This window comes from Kitasatospora sp. NPDC127121 (assembly GCF_042677305.1).
Lineage (GTDB): Bacteria > Actinomycetota > Actinomycetes > Streptomycetales > Streptomycetaceae > Kitasatospora.
Genome location: NZ_JBHXTQ010000005.1, coordinates 86,575 through 107,047, shown reverse-complemented (window position 1 = coordinate 107,047; position 20,473 = coordinate 86,575). Strand labels below are relative to the sequence as shown.

The following is a 20,473-nucleotide window of genomic DNA, read 5'->3' as shown; positions in this document are numbered from 1 at the left end:
ATCTGGTCAACGGCCTCCCAGTACGGGGGCCCTGACATCCCGGAGGCGCCGCCCATGCCCCTGACCGCGACCAAACAGGCCGTCCGCGAACACGTCCACGCGCACCGCGCGGAACTGCTCGCGCTCAGCCACCGCATCCACGCCCACCCCGAGACCGCGTTCGAGGAGCACCGCGCGGCCGCCTGGTGCGCCGAACTCCTGCGCGCCCACGGCTACGCCGTCACCGCGCCCGCGCACGGACTGGACACCGCGTTCACCGCGAGCCTCGGCAGCGGGCCGGTCACCGTCGCACTCGTCTGCGAGTACGACGCGCTGCCCGGCCTCGGGCACGCCTGCGGGCACAACCTGATCGCCGCCGCCGGCCTCGGCGCGGCGCTCGGCCTCGCCCCGTACGCCGACCAACTCGGGCTCACCGTACGGGTGATCGGCGCGCCCGCCGAAGAGCGCGGAGCCGGAAAGGCGCTGCTGCTGGAGGCGGGCGCATTCGACGGCGTGGACGCGGCGATGATGGTGCACCCCTGCCCGGTCGAGGTCGCCGACTTCCGCTCCTTCGCGCTCGGCACCCTCTCCGTCCGCTACACCGGCCGCGCCGCCCACCCGAGCCTCAACCCGCACCAGGGGCGCAACGCCGCCGACGCGCTCACCGTCGCCCAGGTCGCCCTCGGGCTGCTGCGCCAGCACCTGCCGCCGCAGTGGCGGGTGCACGGCATCACCACGGCCGCCGGCACCGCGCCCAACCTGATCCCCGACAGCGCGAGCGCGGAGTACGAAATCCGCGCCTCGGCGGCCGAGGACCTCGCGCAGCTGCGCGCCCGGGTCGAGGACTGCTTCCGGGCCGGGGCGCTCGCCACCGGCTGCGAGGTGACGCTCGACCGGCCCGAACCGGACTACCTGGACATGCGCTCCGACCCCGCCCTGCTCGCCCTCTGGCGGGCCAACGCGGCGGCGCTCGGCCGGCCGGAGCCGGTCGAGAGCGGGCCGTTCGCGTGCACCGACATGGGGAACGTCTCCCACGCCGTGCCCGCCATCCACCCGGTGCTGGACATCACCGGCGGCGCCTGCGCCCCGCACGAGGCCGCGTTCGCCGAGGCCGCGGTGGGGGCGGAGGCCGACCGGGCGGTGCTGGACGGCGCGGTCGCCATGGCCTGGACGGCGGCGGACCTGGCGGCGAACGCCTGACAGCCGGCGGCTGACGACCGACGGTTGCCGACCGACGGTTGACAGGCAACAGATGACAACTTTCAGATAACAGATTTCATCATCTGTCATCTGAAAGTTGTTCGCTGAATGTTGTCATCTGTTCGCCGCGCTCGCCCTCGCCCCGCCAGCGCCCCGCCCGCGCCCCGCCCCCTTCAGCTGCCGCCCAGCAGCGCCGCCGGCGTCGCCCGCACCGCCGTGACACCCAGCTCCCTCACCAGCTCCCCGACCTCGCCCGGCCGCTGCGGGTCGGCCAGCACCACGGCGGCGCCGGTCCGCAGCGGCCAGAGGAACTCCCAGAGCGGCAGGCCAAGTTGCAGCACCCGGTCGCCCAGGCCGAGCGGGTGGGCCGCCTGGAGCTCGCGCACCCGGCGGTCGGCCTCGGCGTGGGTGAGCCGGACGGCGTCCGGGCGCCCGCCCGGGCCGTACCCGACGCACAGCAGGTGCTGCGGCGTGAGCGCCCGGGGCGGGTCGGTGGCCAGCTCGCCGTCCACGTCCAGCCCGGCCAGCGCCTCCGGCACCCCATCCCCCAGCACGCAGACCGGCGCGGTCTCCGCGAGCAGCCGCTCCCGGCGTCCGGGCGCGTCCGCCGGGTCCAGCGGCAGGTACGCCGCGCCGGACTTGGCCACCGCGAGCAGCGCGGTCAGCAGCTGCGCCGGGTGGCGGGCCGGCGCCAGGCCGACCACCGCCCCCGGCCGGGCGCCGCGCGCGGCCAGGGCGCGCGCCAGCCGGTTGGCCGCGGCGTTCAGGTCCCGGTACGTGACGACCGCGCCGCCCGAGAGCAGCACGGCGGGGGCGTCCGGGGTCCGGGCCGCCTGCGCCTCGACCGGCCCCACGACGGTGGTCGGCGGGTACTTCGCCGCCCGGTCCGTGCGTGGGGGCGCCTGCGGCCCGGCGGCCTCCAGCAGCACGGCCTCCATCAGGCCGCGCCGAGCAGCGCGGCCCAGGCCTCGACGGCCGGGCGCTCGGCCAGTTGCACGAACGCCACCTCGGCGCCCTCGGCCCGCCAGCGCTCGGCGAGCGCCATCAGCCGGACCGAGTCCAGGCCCCAGTCGGCCAGGTTCTCGTCCAGCGGGACGTCCGCCGGGTCCTCGCCGAGCAGGTCGGCGACCTCGGCCCGGATCCGCTCCACGGTGAAGGCCATGCCCGTCACTTCCCTTCCAGCATCGCGAGGACGGCGTCGGTGGTGGTGACCTGCCCGCAGCGGCCGGCCACCCAGGACAGCGCCGCGCGGTGCTCGTCCGGGCCGAAGTCGGCGACCGCGTCGGCCACCACGAAGGCCGGCAGGTCGCGCATCCAGGCGTCGCAGGCGGTGGCCTGCACCCCGATGTGCGCGTACACGCCGGTGATCACCAGCTGGTCCCGGCCCTGTTCGCGCAGCAGCCGGTCCAGGTCGGTGCGCACGAAGGCGCTGTACTTCCACTTGGTGAGCAGCGTGTCACCCGGTGCGGGGGCGACGGCGTCGGCGATCGCCGTCGCGCGCGGGTCGTCCGGGATGCCCGGGCCCCAGAAGTCCTGCTGGAGGCCGCGTTCGGCCGGGCTCTGCCCGCCGGGCTGGGCCGAGTAGAGCACCGGCATGCCGTGGGCGCGCGCCGCCTCGGCCAACCGGCCGACGTTCCCGAGGAGTTCGGGCACCGGCGCGGCGGCGGCGTCGAAGGCGTCCAGGAAGTGGTTCTGCAGGTCGTGCACCAGCAGCACGGCGCGGTCCGGGTCGACCGTCCACTCGACCCGGTTGGCGGGCAGTTCGGTGGCGGCGGGCAGGGGATAGGAGGGAATGCGGGGCAGGCCCACGGTGGTCTTTCCTTCAGTGAGTAGGGAGTGCGGCCGCGATGGCGGCGCGCAGGTCCTTCTTGCTGACCTTGCCGATCCCGGTGGCGGGGAAGGCGTCGACGAACTCGACCCGGTCCGGCACCTTGTACTCGGCCAGTCCGCGCTGGCGTACGAAGCGCTTCAACTCGATGCTCTTCGGCGGCTGTTCGCGGTTCTCGGCGCGCAGGACGACGTAGGCGCAGGTGCGTTCGCCGAGGTAGGGGTCGGGCATCGACACCACCGCCGCGTCGTGCACGGCGGGGTGGGCGAGCAGGTGGTTCTCGATCTCCTCGGCGGCGACCTTCTCGCCACCCCGGTTGATCTGGTCCTTGGCCCGGCCCTCGACCACCAGGTGGCCGGTGGGGGTGCGGCGGACGAGATCGCCGGTGCGGTAGAAGCCGTCGGCCGTGAAGGAGTTGGCGTTGTGCTCGGGCGCGTTCCAGTAGCCGCGGATGGTGTACGGGCCGCGGGTGAGCAGGTGGCCGGTGACGCCGTCGGGCAGGTCCTGGTCCTGGTCGTCGACCACCCGGACCTCGTCGTCCGGGGAGATCGGCCGGCCCTGGGTGGTGGTGATCAGCTCCTCCGGGTCGTCCAGGCGGGTGTAGTTGACCAGCCCCTCGGCCATCCCGAACACCTGCTGGAGCGTGCAGCCGAGCACCGGGCCCACCCTCCGGGCGGCCTCGGCGCTGAACTTGGCGCCGCCGACCAGCAGCACCTCCAGGCTGTCCAGGCCCCCCGCGCCGGGGCCGCCCGCGTCGCGCTCGGCGGCGTCCAGCCAGAGCAGGGCCAGCGGCGGCACCAGCCCGGTGATGGTCACGCCCTCGCGCTCGATCAGCGGGAAGGCCGTCTCCGGATTGGGCCGCGGGCACAGCACCACCCGGCCGCCCGCGTACAGCGTGCCGAGCGAACCGGGCGAGCTGAGCGGGAAGTTGTGGGCGGCGGGCAGCGCGCACAGGTAGACGCTGTCCTCGTCGAGCGCGCACAGCTCGACCGAGCCGCGCAGCGAGTAGATGTAGTCGTCGTGGGTGCGCGGGATCAGCTTGGGCACACCGGTGCTGCCGCCGGAGAGCTGGAGGAAGGCGACGCTCCCGGGCTCCGGCTCCTCGGCCGGACCGGGCCCGTCGCAGGGCACGTCCGCCAGCCGGAGGTGCTCGCCCGGGTCGTCCCCGGCCACCAGGACCAGCCGCAGCGCCGGGCTCTCCGCCTTGACCCGGGAGGCCAGTTCGCGGTAGTCGAAGCCGTTGTCGACGGCCGCGACGACGTAGCCGGCCGCCCCGGTGAAGGAGCAGAAGTAGCCGATCTCGGTGGCACGGTGGGCGGGCAGCGCGAAGACCGGCAGCGCGCCGATCCGGAACAGCGCGAAGACCACCTCGAAGAACTCGGCCACGTTGGGCAGTTGGACCACCACGCGGTCACCGCGCCCGATCCCCCGGGCGAGCAGCCCGGCGGCCATCCGGTCGGCGCGGCGGTCGAGTTCGGCGTACGTCCAGCGCCGCCCCTCCCCCGCCGGGTCGACGATCGCGATCCGCTCGCCGTGCGCGGCGGCGCGCTCGCGCAGCATCCGCCCGAAGGTCTCGCCGCGCCAGTACCCGGCGGCCCGGTAGCGCTCGGCGAACTCGGCGGGGTACGGGGTGAAGGCGGACTCCTGAAGGGAGACCTGGTCCACAACGTCGAACTGATCCTGCATCAGAAAACTCTCCGGCGCCGTCACTGCGACACCCCCGCGGCGTCCAGGAAGGTACGGAACTTGGCACTGGTCTCGGCGAGTTCGTCCTCGGGCCGGGACCGGTCGACGACGCCCGCGCCCGCGTACACCCGCAGGGTCCGCTCGTCCGCCTCCGCGCAGCGGATGGTGACCACCCACTCGCCGTCGCCGTCCGCGTCACCCCAGCCGACCATGCCGGTGTACAGGCCTCGATCGAAGGGCTCGACCTCGCCGATCACCCGCCGGGCGATGGCCGTCGGCGTGCCGCAGACCGCCGGGGTCGGGTGCATGGCGGTGGCCAACTCCAGGGCGGAGACCGCCGGATCGGCCAGTTCGCCGGTGATGGTGGTGGCCAGGTGCCACATCGCGGCGGTGCGCACCAGGGTCGGCCGCGCCGGCACGTCCAGGGTGCGGCAGTACGGCGCCAGCGCGGCGCGGATCGCATCCACCACGACGGCGTGCTCGTGCAGGTCCTTGGGCGATTCCAGCAGCGCGGCGGCGCGCCGGACGTCCTCGCCGAGGTCGGCGCTGCGCGGCACCGAGCCGGCCAGCGGGTTGGCCAGGACGGCCGTTCCGCGCCGGGAGACCAGGAGTTCGGGGCTGGCGCCGATCAGCGTCCGCCCGCCGCCGGCGGGGACGGCGAAGGTGTAGCCGCCCGGGTCGCGGCGGCCCAGCCGCTGGAGGATCGCGGGCAGGTCCAGCGGGCGGTCGGCGCTCAGCTCCAGCGTGCGGGCCAGCACGACCTTGCTCAACTCGCCGCCGCGCAGCCGCTCGACGGCCGCCGCGACGCCCGCGCCGTACGCGGCCGGCTCGGGGATCGGGCGCACCTGCCAGTCGACCGGCTCGGCCGGCGGCGCGGGCAGCGCGATCAGCGGGTCGTCGCGCAGCGCCCCGGCTCTGCGGACTCTCTCGGGGACGGCGAGTTCGACCCGGCTGTCGTGGTCGAACGCCACCGCGCCGACCACCAGCGGCCGTTCGACCCCGGCGCGACGGGCCTCGGCCAGCGTCGCGGCGACCCGGACGGGCAGCGGGCGCTCGTCCTGCGGGACGCGGGCGTGCACCCCGGCGGTGAGCAGGGTGCGGGTCGGCGAGGCGAAGAACGCCTCGCCGGCCGCGGCCCGGTACTGGCCGAGCAGGCCGCTGGCCGCGCCGATGACGGCGTGGTCGGGGCCCGGGGCGGAAGCGTCGGCGGGCCCGGCGGGGGCCGGGGCGGCGGAGGGGGCGGGAGCGGCGTGCTCGGCGACACCCCCGGCGGGGGCGTGGTGCACCGTGGTCACCGTGAAGTCTCCAGTCTGGGACGGTCTGGACGGTCTGCGCGTCAGGGAAGAGGGTCGGGGAGGGAGGTCAGGGCATGGCCGGCGCCCGGGGGTTGCCCGGGGCGCGGAGGGGAGCGGCGAGGAAGGCGGGGGGACGGCGAGGGCGGTCAGGGCGGTCAGGCGCGCAGGGTCGCGCCGCCGTCGACGTAGAGGTCGTGCATGGTGATGTGCCGGGCCCGGTCGGAGGCCAGGAAGACCACCGCCTCGGCGATGTCGGCGGGTGCGGCGATCCGCCCGAGCGGGATGCCGACCCGCCAGGCGCCCAAGTCGCCGTCGATGACCCGCTGTTCGGCGGCCTCGGCGTCCTCGCCCCAGAGCGCGCGCTGCATCCCGGTGTCGGTCGAGCCGGGCGAGACGATGTTGCACCGCACGCCGGAGCGGGCGAGTTCCAGCCCGAGGCAGCGGGTGAACATGGTGGCCGCCGCCTTGGACGCCGCGTACGCGGCCATGCCGGCGCGGGGCACCCCGGCGGCGTTGGAGCCGACGGTGACCACGGCGCCGCGGCCGCGGTCGGCCATCCGGCGGCCGACCGCGCGGCCGGTGTGGAAGACGCCGGTGGTGTTGACCGCGAAGGTCTCCGCCCAGTCCTGGTCGGTGAGTTCGACGACGGGTGCGGTGCGCAGGATCCCGGCGACGTTCACCAGTGCGGCGATCGGCCCGAGTTGGCGCTCGATCAGGTCGACCGTGTCGTCCACCGCCCGGCCGTCGGCGACGTCCAGGACGTACGGGTGCACGGCGGGCGACTCCGCCGCGAGGGCGGCGAGCGGGCCGGGGTTGCGGTCCACCGCGGCGACGACGGCCCCCTCGGCGACGAGCGCCCGGGCCACGGCCGCACCGATGCCCTGCCCGGCCCCGGTGACCATCGCGACGGCACCGGCGAATTCGGACTTTTGCACGGACATCCCCTCCGACCAGCAATATTAGGTAAGCCTAACCTAACACATATGTTCGGCTGCGCCGATGCCCTGTGCAGTCGTCAACTCGCCGCCGCCCCCTCGACTCCGGCCCGATCGCCGCCGCTTCCGGGTGCGCCAGTACGAGACGTTTCGTCTCGCCAAGATGGTGGACCGAACCTCCTACGGCCGCGGTGCCGCGGCGGCTGGAGGGCGGCGAACTGCCGGACGGCGACCGGGAGCTGAGGGCGGCTCCCGGTCGCTCACGATAGGGCCACGGGCCCCCGGAAACGACTCAGCCCGTCGCGCCGGTCGCCGGAGCCGACGGAGCCGCCGGGGCCGGGGCGAGGCCGGTGCAGCCCCGGAGGGCGTCGCGGCGCTTGCGGGCCGCCTCGGCGGTGGCGCCGGCGACCGGGACGGGGACGCCCTTGTCGTCGATGGTCGCCGGGGCGAAGGCCTCGCCGGTGACCTTGCCGTCGCGGGTGAGGGTGAGGGTGGTGACGCCGGTCTCGTTGGAGAAGGCGTAGTTGGAGGTGCCGTACCAGAGGAAGTTGCCGAAGCCGTAGCCGATGTACGTGTTGCCGAGCATGCCCGAGCCGACCATGGTGTGGGCGTGGGTGCCGACCACGGCGGTGGCGCCGGCGGTGGCGAGCTTCTTGGCGATGGCGGTCTGCGGGCCGGTGGGGCAGGCCTTGCCCTCGTCGCCCCAGTGCAGGTAGACGAGGACGACGGGCGCCTGCTGCTTGGCCGCCTCGACCGCCTTGACCAGCGCGGGGACGTCCAGCGCGGAGGCGATGCCCGGCTTGTTGGCGCCGGCCCGCCACTTCTGGTTGGTGAGGTCCTCGACCTGGCTGGCGGCGACGACGGCGACCTTCACGCCGCGCACGGTGGTGACGTACGGGGCGTACGCCTCCTTGGCGTTGCGGCCGACGCCGACGACCGGGATCGGCGAGGAGTCCTTGGCGGCGAGGGTGTCGGTGAGGCCGTCGGCGCCGAAGTCGACGGCGTGGTTGTTGGCCATGGAGACGACGTCGACGCCGGAGTCCTTGAGCGCCGAGAGCGCCTTGGGCGAGGTGCGGAAGGTGTAGGTCTTCGGCTCGGGGGCACCGCGCCCGGTGATCGCCGTCTCCAGGTTGAGGACGGACAGGTCGGCGTCGGCGAGCGTCCGGGAGAGCGGGCCGAGGGCCTGCTCGGGCGGCTGGACGGCGAGCCGGGCCTCGGTGCGGCCCTCGAAGTGGACGTCTCCGGCGAACGCGACGGTGATGCTGCCGTCGGGCCGGGGCGCGGCGTTCTTCCCGGCGGCGGTTCCGGAGGGCGTCGCGCCCGGGCTGGTGGGCGTGCCCGCCGCCCCGCCCGAGGCGGCCGCGGTCGAGCCGGGCGCGGCGGCCGGCGCCGGGGCGGGGTCGTCGGGCCCGCAGGCGGCTATGGCGGTCAGGCCGACGAACAGCGCGACGGCGGCCGCGGCACGGCGCATGAGTGGTTCCCCCCGGGTCGATCCAGAAGCGGTCAGCCTACGGCACGGCTTCCGCACCCATCCGCCTCGGTTCCGCAACATTCCGAGCACAACACCGGCTTCATTCCGAGCACGACACCGGATTCCGAGCGCAGCGCCGGCGGGCCGAACACCAACGGCTGGAGCACCGGGCGCCGAGGACTGAGCGCCGCCCCGGCGCGGTAGGAGATGCTGAACCGCCCCACCCGCCCCCGTCCGCCAGAGCCCGGAGCCGCACCCACCCCATGGACGACACCGAGACCACCGCCTCCGCCGGCCCCGCCCCCGCCGGCCGCCCACCAGTCGACTTCACCCCCGCCGAGCGCGCCCGTGGCCGCGCGCTGCGCCGCGCCCAGCTGCCCTGGGCGCTGGGCGGGCGGCTGGCGGGCCTGGCGCTCACCCTGTTGCTCGGCCTGACCCCGGCCGGCGCCGGCCTGGTCTCGGCCGTCGGCGGCTGGTTCGGCGGCTCCCGGACGGCCGGGGTGCTGGCGGGCGCGGCGGCCCTGGTGGTGCTCGGCCAGGCGTTGCAGCTGCCGTTCGGCGCCCGGCTGCGGGCGGTCCGGGCCCGGTACGGGCTGGTGACGCAGGGCTGGGCCGGCTGGGCGGTGGACGCGCTGCGCGGCCTGGGGCTGGCCCTCGTGCTGGTCCTTCCGCTCGCGCTCGGGCTGTTCGCGCTGACCGCCTGGTCGCCGCGGCACTGGTGGCTGCCGGCGGCGGGCGCGGCGGCGGTGCTGACGGCGGCGCTGTCCTTCCTGCACCCGCTGCTGATCGAGCCGGTGTTCAACCGTTTCACTCCGATGCCGCCGGGCCCGCTGCGCAGCGCCCTGCTGGCGCTGGCCGAGCGGGACGGCGTACGGGTGCGGGACGTCCTGGTGGCGGACGCCTCGCGGCGGACCACCGCGCTCAACGCGTACGTGTCGGGGCTGGGCGCGACCCGCCGGATCGTCGCGTACGACACGCTGCTGTCGACGGCCACGCCGCGCGAGGTGGAACTGGTGGTGGCGCACGAGCTGGGCCACGTGAAGCACCGGGACGTGCCGTTCGGCACCTTGCTGGGCGCGGTGGGCGCGGCCGCGGCGGTGGCCGTGCTGGGGGTGCTGGGCGCCTGGCAGCCGCTGCTGTCGGCGGCGGGGGCGGCGGATGCGGCCGATCCGCGGGCGCTGCCGCTGCTGTCGGCGTGCGCGGCGCTGCTGGGGGCGCTGTCGGGGCCGGCCCAGTGCGCGGTGAGCCGCCGGATCGAGGCCAGGGCGGACCGGCACGCACTCGAACTGACGTCGGACGCCGAGCAGTTCGTCGCGATGCAACGCAGACTGGCGTTGGCGAACGTCTCCGATGTCGACCCGCCGAGGGCGCTTGAGCTACTGTTCGCCACTCACCCGAGTGCGACCCGCCGGATTGCCGCCGCCCGCGCCTGGCAGGCCACTCAGGGACAGGGAGGCCCGGAGCGGCGCGCGGACCCGGGGGATTCCGTTGTATAGTGCAACAAATATCGAGGAGGTAGGAACGCCCGTGCCCGGCCGCCAGTCGTCCATCGACGCCATCCAGCGCGAGCTGACCGCCTTCGCCCGGCGCGCCCGGCACAAGGCCTCCCAGCTGCACCCCGACCTCTCCCTGGTCACCTACAGCATCCTCGACCTGATCACCGAGCGCGGCGGCTGCCGGGCCGCCGACGTGGCCGCCCACTTCATGCTCGACAAGTCCACCGTCAGCCGCCAGGTCACCGCCCTGGAGAAGCTCGGCCTGCTGCGGCGCGAGGCCGACCCGGACGACCAGCGCGGCCAGATCCTGCGCGCCACCGAGGCCGGGCTCGCCCTGCTGCAGGACGCCAACGAGCAGCGCCGGCTGGCCTTCACCGCCCGCTTCACCGACTGGTCCGACGAGGACGTCGCCCGCTTCGCCGCCTACCTGGCCCGCTACGGCGAAGAGGGCTGAGACCCCCCTGTACTGAGACCCCCTGCACCGAGACCCCCCGTACTGAGACCCCTGTACGGAGTGCGCCCGAGGGCCTCCGGGGTGCACCCGAGGAGCGCCCGGGGTGCGCCGCACCGCCCCGACGGTGTACAGAGGAAAGGTGCCACTCCGGCAGCGTCTCCGTGACCCGCAGCCCCGCGACCGCCCGCGCGACCGCCGCCACCCCCGGCGGCCCGACCGTCGCGCGCTGACGGCGCTGTCGCTCGCGCTGATCGTCGTGATCACCGTCGTCGACATCCTCTCCCCCGCACAGATCCACCTCGGCCCGCTGCTGATCGTCGCCCCCGCGCTCACCGCCTCCTACGCCGGCGCCCGGGCCACCGCCGGAGTCGCCCTGCTGGCCCTCGCCGCGCTCACCGTCATCGGCATCCTCCGGGACGGCCTCACCAGCGCCAACATCGAGACCCAGTTGGGCGCGCAGCTCGTCGTCTCCGCCCTGATCATCGGACTGCGGGCGCTGCGCGAACGGTACGAGCGCGAGCTGGCCCAGGTCCGCTCGGTGTCCGAGGCCGCCCAGCGGGTCCTGCTGCGCCCGCTGCCGGACCGGATCGGGCCGCTGCACCTGGCCTCCGTCTACCTGGCCGCCGAGGCCGAGGCGCAGGTCGGCGGCGACCTGTACGCGGCCGCCCGCACCGCCACCGGCACCCGGCTGCTGGTCGGCGACGTCCGCGGCAAGGGCCTGTCCTCGCTCGGCGACGCGGCCCTGCTGCTCGGTGCCTTCCGCGCCGCCGCCCACCTGCACGCCGACCTGCCCGGGCTCGCCGCCTACCTGGACGGCAGCGTCTGCTGGGACCTCGCCCAGCTCGGCGAACAGGCCCGCCGGCGCCGCCTGAGCGGCGAGGACCCGGACGAGGCGGCCCCGCCGGAGGACAGCGGCGAGTCCTTCATCACCGCCGTCCTGCTCGACATCCCCGACGACGGCACGGCGATCCGACTGATCGACTGCGGCCACCCGCCCCCGCTGCTGCTGCGCCCCGACGGCATCACCACGCTGGCCGCCCGCCGCCCGGCGCCGCCGCTGGGCCTGGGCGAGCTCGCCCCGGTCCGCTACGAGGTGGAGACCTTCCCGTTCCAGCCCGGCGACCGGCTGCTGATCTACACCGACGGCGTGATCGAGGCCCGCGACGCCGACCGGCGCTTCTACCCGCTCACCGACCGCGTCACCGCCTGGCAGGACGAACGCCCGACCGCCCTGCTCCAGCACCTGCGCCGCGATCTGCTCGCCCACGTCGGCGGCCGGCTGGACGACGACGCGGCGATGGTCATCGTCGAGCGGCTCCCCTAGCTCCCCCGGCTCTCCTGGCTCCCCTGGCTCTCCTGGCCGGCGTCCGAGGAGGCGGGCGGCTGGTGGACGTACGGGGTCGACGTGGTCAGGATCGCGAATCCGAGCCGTTGCAGGATGGGGCGGCTCTGGTCGCTCGCGTCGACCTGGAGGTAGCGGTACCCGAGGTCGGCGGCGATGCGGGCCCGGTGGGCGACCATGGCCCGGTAGATGCCCCGCCCCCGCCAGTCGGCGACGGTGCCGCCGCCCCACAGGCCCGCGAACTCGGTGCCCGGGTTCAGTTCCATCCGCGCCGCGCACACCGGGCGCTCGCCGGCCATCGCCACGACCAGGCTGACGGTTTCCGGGCTCCGGGCCAGCTGGTCGAGCATCCGCTGCCGCAGGCGGGCGCTGCTGGTGCCGAAGGCCTGCTCGTGGACGTCCGCCACGAGGTCCACCCCGGCCCGGTCGGTCACCGAACGCAGGTGGACGCCCTCGGGCAGGGCGGTGTCGGTGGCGAGGTCCTCGATCCGGGCCACCATCACCGCCTCCTGCGGCTCGGCCGTGAAGCCGGCCGCCCGCAGCCGTTCCCCGAGGTCGCCGGGCCGGTCGTGGGCGTAGGTCTTCCATTCGAACTCGCGGCCCAGTGCGGTGAAGTACCGCACCTGTGCCGCGATCGCCCGGTCCGCCGTGGCCTCGTCGAGGTCCGACCACAGGACGCCGTTCCAGTCGTGGGCGGCGCCGACCTGCCGGATGACGTCGCCGTGCCGCTCGATCCGGGCGCCGGGGCCGTCGGGCTTCGCTTCGCGCCTCAGTCGGCGGTCGAACAGGGCGAGTGTGTCCTCATGATCCATCCGCCCACTCCAGCACAGGGCGGCGTGCCACGCGATCGGGTTTCTCCCGGCGGCGCGGCCCGGGCCCGCCGGGCGCACGCCACGGGACGACAGGGCTCAGGCCCGGCGGGGAGGGCGGCGGGCGGAATCCTGGTCCGGGCGGGGTGCGCGGATGAGGTCGCTCGGCGCGTCGGCCCCCATGATCGCGTCCAACAGCCCTCGCGCGGCGGCGAGTTCGTCGATCTGTTGGGTGATGCGGGCGCGCTCGCGGGCGAGGCCGGTGAGGAGTTCGGGGCAGGTGGGGCCGGGGCGGCGCGCGCCGGGGCGGGGGAGGCCGGGGAGGATCCGGGCGATGGCGGCGCTGCCGAGGCCGGCGGCGAGGAGGGTGCGGATGCCGTGGACGGTGTCGATGTCGGGTTCGCCGTACTCGCGGTAGCCGCTGGGGCGGCGGGCGGGGGCGAGCAGGCCCTGTTCCTCGTAGTAGCGCAGGGCGCGGGGGCTGACGCCGGTGCGCCGGGCGAGTTCTCCGATCCGCATGCCGTGCCGTCCTTCGTTCGTTCGTTCGTTCGTTCGTTCGTTCGTCTGACTCCGCCGTTGACTCCGCTATTGACGCCGACGTCGGCTCCGACGCCAGCTCCAACGTCGACTCCGCCGTTGACTCTGACGTCGACGTGAAGGTCTAGCGTAGCCGCCATGCCGACCGAACGATCTTCCGCAACCCCCTCCTCCCCCACCGCAGTTGCCGTCCTCGGCCTGGGCCCGATGGGCCGGGCGTTGGCCCGGGCCCTGCTGGCCGCCGGGCATCCGGTGACGGTGTGGAACCGCACGCCCGGGCGGGACGCCGAACTCCGCGCGCTCGGGGCGCGGTCCGCCGCGACGGCGGCCGAGGCCGTCGCCGCCGGACCGCTCGCCCTGCTCTGCGTCCGGGACCAGGCCGCCGCCCGGGCCGTCCTGGACTCCGCCGGGGCCGCTCTGCGCGGCCGCACGCTGGTGAACGCCACCTCCGTCACGCCGGACGACGCCCGCGCGAACGCCGCCCGAGCCGGGGCCGGCGGCTTCCGGCTGCTCAACGCCGCGATCCTCACCCCCACCCCGACCATCGGGCGGCCCGAGGGCGCCGTGCTGCTGAGCGGCGACGCCGGGGCCTTCGCCGCGCACGAGGCGGCCCTGCGCACCCTCGGCGGGGGCGTCAGGCTGCTCGACAGCGGGGATCCGGGCCGGGCCGCGGCGTTCGACGCGGCGCTGCTGGACCTGTTCTGGACCACCGTGCACGGCTACCTGCACGCGCTGGCGCTGGCCCGCGCCGAGGGCATCGGCGGCGCCGAACTCGCCCCGTACGCACAGGGCCTGCCCCGGCTGCTGCCGGCCCTGATCGACGAGTTCGCGCAACGGGCGGACCAGGGCAGCCACCCGGGTGACCGCAGCAGCGTGGCCTCGGCGGAGGCCGGTCTGGCGCACGTCGCCCACACCGCCCGGGCGCGCGGCCTGGACACCGCCGTGCTGGACGCGGCACTGGCCGTCACCCGGCGGGCGGTCGCGGCCGGTCACGGCCCGGACGGGGTGTCCGCCCTGGTCGAGACCGTCGGGACCATCAAGACCGCCGGGGCCGTCGGGGCCGCCGCGACCGCCGGTGGCGTCGAGCACACCGAGGGCTGACGGCTACTGCGCGAGGTAGCCGCCGTCGACGGGCAGCACCGCGCCGGTGATGAAGGAGGCGTCGTCGGAGGCGAGGAACAGGACGGCCGCCGCAACCTCCGCCGGGGCCCCGAGGCGGCCCATGGGGTGGCGCTTCTCGATCGCGGCGAGGTACTCCGTCCCGCCGGGCTCGTCGTACAGGCGGGCGACGCGGTCGGTGGCGATGGTGCCGGGGGCGACGGCGTTGATCCGGATGCCGCGGTCGGCCCATTCGACGGCGAGGTGCCGGGTGAGGCCGGAGGCGACGAACTTGGCGGGCCCGTAGACCGCCTGGCCGCGCTGGCCGGCCTCGCCGGAGATGGAGGAGACGCAGACGATCGCCCCACCGGGCCGTTCCTGGGCGGCCATCGCCTGGATGCCGTACTTGCAGGTGAGGAACATGCCGCGGCCGTCGACGGCCATGACCTGGTCCCACTCCTCGGCGGTGGCCTCGGTGACCTCCATGAGCGGGATCACCCCGGCGTTGGCCACCAGGACGTCGAGGCGTCCGTACCGTTCGACGGCGGCGTCGACCATCCGGCGGGCGTCCTCGTCGCTGGCCACGTCGCCGACCACCGTGCTGACGGCGTGCGGGAACCGGTCGGCCAGCCGGCGCAGGCCCTCGGCGTCGATGTCGGTGCCGACCACCGACGCGCCCTCGCGCACGAAGCGTTCGGCGACGGCCCGGCCGATGCCGTTGGCCGCGCCCGTCACCACGCAGGACCGCCCGGCCAGGCGGCCCGCCGACACCCCTGATGTGTTCTCAGTCACCATGCCACCGGACTCTACCGATTCCACGTCAGGAAGCCCGGTGCATCGACCAGTTGATCAATGCACCGGGCCGGTCGCCGAACCTCGACGACCTCCGGCACCCCCGGCGCCCATGGCCTCAGACCGTGAGCACGATCTTGCCGCGCAGGTGCCCGTGCTCGCTGAGCCGGTGCGCCTCGGCCGCCTCCGCCAGCGGCAGCACCTGGTGCAGCGGCAGCCGCAGGGTGCCCGCCTCGTGCAGCGCCAGCACGCCGGCATAGGCGCGCTGGTGGTAGGACTCGACGCCCTCCGCCCCACCGCTGAAGCGGACGCCGTACTCGGCGGAGCCCGCGAAGTCGACGATCGTCACCACCCGGTCCGCGGAGCCGGTCAGCTCGATGGAGAGCGGCAGCACCCCGCCCTTGCCCGCCGCGTCCAGCGCCCGGTCCACCCCGCCCGGGGCGGCGGCCCGCACCCGCTCCGCCAGGCCGTCGCCGTAGGCCACCGGGATCGCGCCCAGCTCGCGCAGGTAGGCGTGGTTGGCCTCGCCTGCGGTACCGACCACGGTGATCCCGCGCGCCCGGGCCAGTTGCAGCAGCAGGGTGCCGACCCCGCCGGCCGCGCCGTGCACCAGCAGCGTCTCGCCGGCCCGCACGCCCAGGACGCCGAGCACCCGCTCGGCGGTCTCGGCCGCCACCGGGATCGCCGCGGCCTCCTCCCAGCTCAGCGAGGCGGGCTTGCGGGCCAGCAGGTCGGCGTCGACGAGCGCCTGCTCGGCGTACGCGCCGCCCATGACGGCGCCGAACACCTCGTCGCCGGGCGCCCACGCGGTCACGTCCGGGCCGACGGCCTCCACCACACCGGCCAGCTCGTAACCACCGACGTGCGGGAAGGAGACCGGGAAGGCCGCCACCATCGAGCCGCTGCGCACCTTGTGGTCCAGCGGGTTGACGCCCACCGTGCGGACCGCGACCCGCACCTGGCCGGGGCCCGGGGCGGGCAGCTCGACGTCGGTCGGGCACAGCACGTCCACGCCGCCGTACTCGGAGAAGGCGATCGCCTTGGTCATGGAATGTCCTTGCGGGTTCGGTGAGTTGTTTCTTCCGTCGGCTCCATCCTGGATCGTCCGGGGCGGTCGCCAGGCCCGCCTTTCGGATGGTTCCACCTGTCCGAACGGCCAGGCCACCACCCCGGCCCCCGGGCTAGGCTGGCCGGCATGGGCGACGGCATCGGCGTTGACAGGCGTTGACAAGGGCCTGCGCAACGAGACGGGCGGGGACGTGGACGGCGGGAACGAGAACGGCAGGGACGGGAACAGCGTGGACGAGAGGTGGCGGCAGCACTGGGGCCGCCCCGAGGAGGCGCTGGCGCACGCCGTCGAGGTGCTGCGCACGCCCCGGCCGCACCTGATGGACCGGCTCTCCGAGGTGGTCGCCACCCTCGTCCCGCACGTCGCGATCGCCCAGCTCAGCGGCATCTGCACCTACTCCCCCACGCTCGCCTTCGGCCCGCCCGAGCTGACCGCCGCCGTCAGCGGCCTGGAGCTCGCCAAGCTCGCCGAGACGACCACCTCGGCGACGGCCGACGGCCGGGCCTGGCAGGGCGAGGCGCAGCTGGCCGGGCGGGCGAGGTCCGTCGTGGTGGTCACGGCGTCGGCGTCGGACGCCACCACCGCGGTGCTGGTGCTGGTCCGGGACGGCGGCGCCGACCCGGTGGCGGCCGGGGCGCTCGCCGTCCTCCAGCAGCTGTGGGACTTGGTCACCACCCACTCGCACCACCGCGCCACCGATGCCGGCCCCACCCACGCGGCGGCCTCCCGGGCCTCCGCCAACGCCCGGGCCCGGGCGATCGCCGAGTTCACCGGCTCCCACGGCGCCGCGCTCACCGCGATCCTCGCGCCGCTGCGCTCCGCCGCACTGGACGACACCACCGCGCGCCGCGCCGCCACCGAACTGGCCGTGACGGCGCTGCTCGACCTGCGCCGGGGCGCCGACCTGGACCGGGCGCTCAGCGAGGAGCCCGCCGACGCCGCGTTCGCCCGGCTCGACCAGCAGCTGCGCCCGCTGCTGCGGCACACCCGGGTGCGGCTGGACGTGGCGCCGCCGGCGGAGGCCGGCCGGTCCGTGCCGGCGGACACCGCGCACGCCGCTCGGGACGCCGTCCGGGCGGCCGTCCTCGTGATGCTGGAGCAGGACGCCGTGACCAGGCTGCACGTGAGCTGGCGGTTCGCCGGTGACACGCTGCGGGCGGTGGTGCGGGACGACGGCCCCGGCCTGCTGGCCGCCGACGCGCTGGCCGTCCACCGCACCGCCGACCGGATCGCCGCCCTCGGCGGGCGCTGCGCCATCGAGGCCGTCCCCGGCTGGGGCACCACGGTGAGCGTCGACCTGCCGCTCGGCCTACCCGAACGGCCGCACGCCACCGACCCGGTGGACGGCCTCCAGCCGCGCGAGCTGGAGGTGCTCGACCAGCTGGCCCAGGGCCGGCGCAACCGGGACATCGCCGTGGCGCTGCACATCAGCGAGTCGACGGTGAAGTTCCACGTCGCCAACATCCTGGCCAAGCTCGGCGTCTCCTCGCGCGGCGAGGCGGCGGCCCTGGCCCACCGGGCCGGGATGCCGGGCACCCCGGCCCTGCACGTCGCGTCCTGAGGAGAACCACGAGATGACCGAGACCCCCGAGACCCCCGCGCCGACCGGGCCGACCGGGCCGACCACGCCCTGGGACCCGGCCGCCCCCGGCGTGCTGCGCCTGCCCTCCGGCCGGCTGCTGCGAGGGCGCGGCCTCAGCCGCCCGCTGCCGCCCGGCCCGCACCCCTCCTTCGGGCTCTACCTGCTGGGCCGCCCGCCCAAGCCGCTCCCGTGGCAGGGCCGTTGGGTGCGCTGGCCCGACTTCCGGCTCCCCGCCGACCGGGCGGACGCGGCCGACGCCTTCCGCGAGGTCTGGCGGCGGTCGGCGACCGAACGCGTCGAACTCGCCTGCGTCGGCGGCCACGGCCGCACCGGCACCGCCCTCGCCTGCGTCGCGATCCTGGACGGCGTCCCGGCCGCCGAGGCCGTCGCGTACGTCCGGGAGCACTACGACCAGCACGCGGTGGAGACGCCCTGGCAGCGCCGCTTCGTGGAGCGGTGGGCCTGAGGCCTGAACGGCCGTCCCGGCGGCCGGGAGCGGGAATCCCGACCCGGCGACCCGGCCGCACTCGCGTGCGACGGGTTCGAACTGGAGTGTCCGGCGCGCCGAGGGGTGGCCGCGCCACGGGAGTGACCCGTTCGGGCTCCGCGCGCCCTACCGGGGGTCGCGGGCCGAAGGAATGATGAGCGGATCGCACGTGATCCAGACGACCCCGCACACCGGCCCCGGCCGGTGTACCTGCGGTGGAAGGAGCCCACGTTGTTGCTGCTCATCTCCCCGGACAGTGTCGAGGAGGCCCTCGACTGTGCGAAGGCGGCGGAGCACCTCGACATCGTCGACGTCAAGAAGCCGGACGAGGGCTCGCTCGGCGCGAACTTCCCGTGGGTCATCAGGGAGATCCGCGACGCCGTCCCGGCGGACAAGCCGTTGTCCGCCACCGTGGGGGACGTCCCGTACAAGCCCGGCACCGTGGCCCAGGCCGCGCTCGGTGCGGCCGTCTCCGGCGCCACGTACATCAAGGTCGGCCTCTACGGGTGCACGACGCCCGAACAGGCCGTCGACGTCATGCGAGGAGTCGTCCGGGCCGTGAAGGACTACCGGCCGGACGCGTTCGTCGTCGCCTCGGGCTACGCCGACGCCCACCGGATCGGCTGCGTCAACCCGCTCGCGCTGCCCGACATCGCCCGCCGCTCCGGCTCCGACGCGGCCATGCTCGACACCGCGATCAAGGACGGGACCAGGCTGTTCGACCACGTTCCGCCCGAGGTCTGCGCGGAGTTCGTCCGGCTGGCCCACGAAGCCGACCTGCTCGCCGCGCTCGCGGGCAGCGTCAAGGCGGCGGACCTCGGCACGCTGACCCGCATCGGCACCGACATCGTGGGGGTGCGCGGGGCCGTCTGCGAGGGCGGTGACCGCACCGCCGGAAGGATCCGGCCGCAGCTGGTGGCCGACTTCCGGGCGGAGATGGACCGGCACGCCCGGGAGCACGCGGCCGTCGTCGCCGCCGCGAGTTGACCGCCGGCATGCCGACGAGCCGGCCCGGCCGCCCGCCCGGGCCCGACGGCGGGCGCTTCGCCGTCGTCGACCCGGCGACGGGCGAGGCCTTCGCCGAGGCCCCCGACCAGCAGCCGGACATGCTGGACGCCGTCGTCGGCCGGGCCCACGAGGCCTGGCGCGGCTGGCGGGCCGACCCCGCCGCCCGCGCCGCCGCGTTGCGTGCGGCAGCCGACGCCGTGGAGGCGGCCGGAGCCGACCTCGCCCCGCTGCTCACCCGGGAACAGGGCAAACCCCTGGCCGAGTCGGCCGCCGAGGTCGCCCGGACGGCGGCCCGCCTGCGCTACTTCGCCGACCTGGCCCCCGCGCCCCAGCCGATCGCGGACGGCCGCCCGGTGCGCAGCGAGATCCGCTGGCGGCCACTGGGGCCGGTCGCCGCGATCGTCCCGTGGAACTTCCCGCTCCAGCTCGCGGCGGCGAAGTTCGCGCCCGCGCTCGCCGCGGGCAACACGATGGTGCTCAAGCCCTCCCCGTTCACCCCCCTCGCCACCCGGCTGCTGGGGTCCGTCCTCGCCGCCGCCCTGCCCGAAGGCGTCCTGACGATCGTCACCGGCCGCGAACCCCTCGGCGCCCGGCTCGCCTCCCACCCGGGGATCCGCCACGTGACCTTCACCGGCTCGGTCCCCACCGGTCGGGCCGTCGCGGCGGGCGCGGCCGCCTCGCTCGCCCGGGTCACCCTGGAGCTGGGAGGCAACGACGCCGCCGTCCTGCTGGACGACGTGGACGTGGACCGGATCGCGGACCGGCTGTTCTGGGCGGCGTTCCGCAACTGCGGGCAGGTCTGCATGGCGGTCAAGCGCGTCTACGCCCCGGCCCGGCTCTACCCCCACGTGGTCGAGGCCCTCGCGGAGCGGGCGAAGAGCGTCGTCGTCGGCGCCGGACTCGACCCGGGCACCCGGCTGGGGCCGGTCAACAACGCCCCCCAACTGGCCAGGGTCGAGCGCTACACGGCCCGGGCCCTGGCAGGCGGCGCCCGGGCCGCGGCCGGTGGCCACCGGCTGGACCGGCCGGGCTACTTCTTCGCCCCGACGATCCTGGCCGACGTCCCCGCCGACAGTCCGGTGGTGACGGAGGAGCAGTTCGGCCCGGTCCTGCCGGTGCTGGCGTACCGGAGCGTCGACGAGGCCGTCGAGGCGGCCAACGACACCGGATTCGGACTGGGCGGCTCGGTGTGGGGGACGGACCTCGACCGGGCCGAGGCGGTGGCCGACCGGCTGGAGTGCGGGACGGCGTGGATCAACCACCACGCCGAACTGTCCCTCGCCCAGCCCTTCGCGGGCATCAAGGACAGCGGTGTCGGCGTCGCGGGCGGGCCGTGGGGGCTCTACGGGAACCTCAGGCCGTTCGTCGTGCACCGGCCCGAGGAGGCTTGACGATCCGGAGGAGC

20 protein-coding genes are annotated in these 20,473 nt (G+C 75.6%); 9 read left to right on the top strand and 11 right to left on the bottom strand.

Annotation, left to right across the window (positions count from 1 at the left end):
* The first annotated feature begins 54 nt into the window (after positions 1-54).
* Positions 55-1,179 carry an amidohydrolase gene (locus tag ACFVHI_RS05360; protein WP_380335975.1) on the top strand — a complete coding sequence of 375 codons (1,125 nt, stop codon included), beginning with the start codon at positions 55-57 and terminating at the stop codon, positions 1,177-1,179.
* A 173-nt stretch (positions 1,180-1,352) separates the two neighbouring features.
* Here ACFVHI_RS05360 and ACFVHI_RS05355 read toward each other — a convergent pair whose 3' ends face one another.
* The 7 genes from ACFVHI_RS05355 to ACFVHI_RS05325 form a co-directional block, all read right to left on the bottom strand.
* On the bottom strand, positions 1,353-2,117 hold the full coding sequence (locus ACFVHI_RS05355) for an AMP-binding protein (RefSeq protein ID WP_380335973.1): 765 nt from the start codon (positions 2,115-2,117) through the stop codon (positions 1,353-1,355).
* On the bottom strand, positions 2,117-2,341 hold the full coding sequence (locus ACFVHI_RS05350; RefSeq protein ID WP_063349844.1) for a phosphopantetheine-binding protein: 225 nt from the start codon (positions 2,339-2,341) through the stop codon (positions 2,117-2,119). The genes ACFVHI_RS05355 and ACFVHI_RS05350 overlap by 1 nt, the downstream gene beginning before the upstream one ends.
* Positions 2,342-2,346: 5 nt before the next feature.
* Positions 2,347-2,988, bottom strand: coding sequence for an isochorismatase family protein (locus ACFVHI_RS05345; protein WP_363366835.1), 642 nt, complete (start codon positions 2,986-2,988; stop codon positions 2,347-2,349).
* Between the two features lie 13 nt (positions 2,989-3,001).
* Positions 3,002-4,693 carry a (2,3-dihydroxybenzoyl)adenylate synthase gene (locus ACFVHI_RS05340; RefSeq protein WP_380335969.1) on the bottom strand — a complete coding sequence of 564 codons (1,692 nt, stop codon included), beginning with the start codon at positions 4,691-4,693 and terminating at the stop codon, positions 3,002-3,004.
* Between the two features lie 20 nt (positions 4,694-4,713).
* On the bottom strand, positions 4,714-5,865 hold the full coding sequence (gene dhbC, locus ACFVHI_RS05335) for an isochorismate synthase DhbC (protein ID WP_380336061.1): 1,152 nt from the start codon (positions 5,863-5,865) through the stop codon (positions 4,714-4,716).
* A 278-nt stretch (positions 5,866-6,143) separates the two neighbouring features.
* A complete protein-coding gene (locus ACFVHI_RS05330) occupies positions 6,144-6,929 on the bottom strand; it encodes a 2,3-dihydro-2,3-dihydroxybenzoate dehydrogenase (RefSeq protein ID WP_063349841.1) in 786 nt (261 codons plus the stop codon).
* Between the two features lie 286 nt (positions 6,930-7,215).
* On the bottom strand, positions 7,216-8,394 hold the full coding sequence (locus ACFVHI_RS05325) for a CapA family protein (protein WP_380335966.1): 1,179 nt from the start codon (positions 8,392-8,394) through the stop codon (positions 7,216-7,218).
* A gap of 263 nt (positions 8,395-8,657) precedes the next feature.
* Between ACFVHI_RS05325 and ACFVHI_RS05320 the strand changes: the two genes are divergently transcribed.
* The 3 genes from ACFVHI_RS05320 to ACFVHI_RS05310 all read left to right on the top strand — a co-directional run bounded on the left by ACFVHI_RS05320 (position 8,658) and on the right by ACFVHI_RS05310 (position 11,668).
* Complete coding sequence (locus tag ACFVHI_RS05320; RefSeq protein ID WP_380335963.1) at positions 8,658-9,890, top strand: M48 family metalloprotease; 1,233 nt, start codon at positions 8,658-8,660, stop codon at positions 9,888-9,890.
* Between the two features lie 31 nt (positions 9,891-9,921).
* Positions 9,922-10,344 carry a MarR family winged helix-turn-helix transcriptional regulator gene (locus ACFVHI_RS05315; protein ID WP_063349838.1) on the top strand — a complete coding sequence of 141 codons (423 nt, stop codon included), beginning with the start codon at positions 9,922-9,924 and terminating at the stop codon, positions 10,342-10,344.
* 139 nt (positions 10,345-10,483) lie between these two features.
* Positions 10,484-11,668 carry a PP2C family protein-serine/threonine phosphatase gene (locus ACFVHI_RS05310; protein ID WP_079136350.1) on the top strand — a complete coding sequence of 395 codons (1,185 nt, stop codon included), beginning with the start codon at positions 10,484-10,486 and terminating at the stop codon, positions 11,666-11,668.
* Here the strand turns inward: ACFVHI_RS05310 and ACFVHI_RS05305 are convergent.
* Together ACFVHI_RS05305 and ACFVHI_RS05300 are read right to left on the bottom strand one after the other, a co-directional pair.
* On the bottom strand, positions 11,665-12,498 hold the full coding sequence (locus ACFVHI_RS05305; RefSeq protein ID WP_380335959.1) for a GNAT family N-acetyltransferase: 834 nt from the start codon (positions 12,496-12,498) through the stop codon (positions 11,665-11,667). The genes ACFVHI_RS05310 and ACFVHI_RS05305 overlap by 4 nt on opposite strands.
* A 96-nt stretch (positions 12,499-12,594) precedes the next feature.
* Positions 12,595-13,014, bottom strand: coding sequence for a MerR family transcriptional regulator (locus ACFVHI_RS05300; protein WP_063349836.1), 420 nt, complete (start codon positions 13,012-13,014; stop codon positions 12,595-12,597).
* 156 nt (positions 13,015-13,170) lie between these two features.
* Between ACFVHI_RS05300 and ACFVHI_RS05295 the strand changes: the two genes are divergently transcribed.
* Positions 13,171-14,133: an NAD(P)-binding domain-containing protein gene (locus tag ACFVHI_RS05295; protein WP_380335956.1), complete on the top strand. Its 963-nt coding sequence runs from the start codon at positions 13,171-13,173 to the stop codon at positions 14,131-14,133.
* 3 nt (positions 14,134-14,136) lie between these two features.
* Here ACFVHI_RS05295 and ACFVHI_RS05290 read toward each other — a convergent pair whose 3' ends face one another.
* The gene (locus ACFVHI_RS05290; protein WP_363366819.1) at positions 14,137-14,925 is read right to left on the bottom strand and encodes an SDR family oxidoreductase; all 789 of its coding nucleotides are present in this window, start codon (positions 14,923-14,925) and stop codon (positions 14,137-14,139) included.
* A 115-nt stretch (positions 14,926-15,040) separates the two neighbouring features.
* A complete protein-coding gene (locus ACFVHI_RS05285) occupies positions 15,041-15,970 on the bottom strand; it encodes an NADP-dependent oxidoreductase (protein WP_380335953.1) in 930 nt (309 codons plus the stop codon).
* 166 nt (positions 15,971-16,136) lie between these two features.
* Between ACFVHI_RS05285 and ACFVHI_RS05280 the strand changes: the two genes are divergently transcribed.
* The 4 genes from ACFVHI_RS05280 to ACFVHI_RS05265 all read left to right on the top strand — a co-directional run bounded on the left by ACFVHI_RS05280 (position 16,137) and on the right by ACFVHI_RS05265 (position 20,459).
* The gene (locus ACFVHI_RS05280) at positions 16,137-17,552 is read left to right on the top strand and encodes a LuxR C-terminal-related transcriptional regulator (RefSeq protein WP_380335950.1); all 1,416 of its coding nucleotides are present in this window, start codon (positions 16,137-16,139) and stop codon (positions 17,550-17,552) included.
* Between the two features lie 13 nt (positions 17,553-17,565).
* Complete coding sequence (locus tag ACFVHI_RS05275) at positions 17,566-18,039, top strand: protein-tyrosine phosphatase family protein (protein WP_380335948.1); 474 nt, start codon at positions 17,566-17,568, stop codon at positions 18,037-18,039.
* Between the two features lie 252 nt (positions 18,040-18,291).
* On the top strand, positions 18,292-19,047 hold the full coding sequence (locus ACFVHI_RS05270; protein WP_063349831.1) for a (5-formylfuran-3-yl)methyl phosphate synthase: 756 nt from the start codon (positions 18,292-18,294) through the stop codon (positions 19,045-19,047).
* A gap of 8 nt (positions 19,048-19,055) precedes the next feature.
* On the top strand, positions 19,056-20,459 hold the full coding sequence (locus ACFVHI_RS05265) for an aldehyde dehydrogenase family protein (protein WP_380335945.1): 1,404 nt from the start codon (positions 19,056-19,058) through the stop codon (positions 20,457-20,459).
* Positions 20,460-20,473 lie beyond the last annotated feature (14 nt).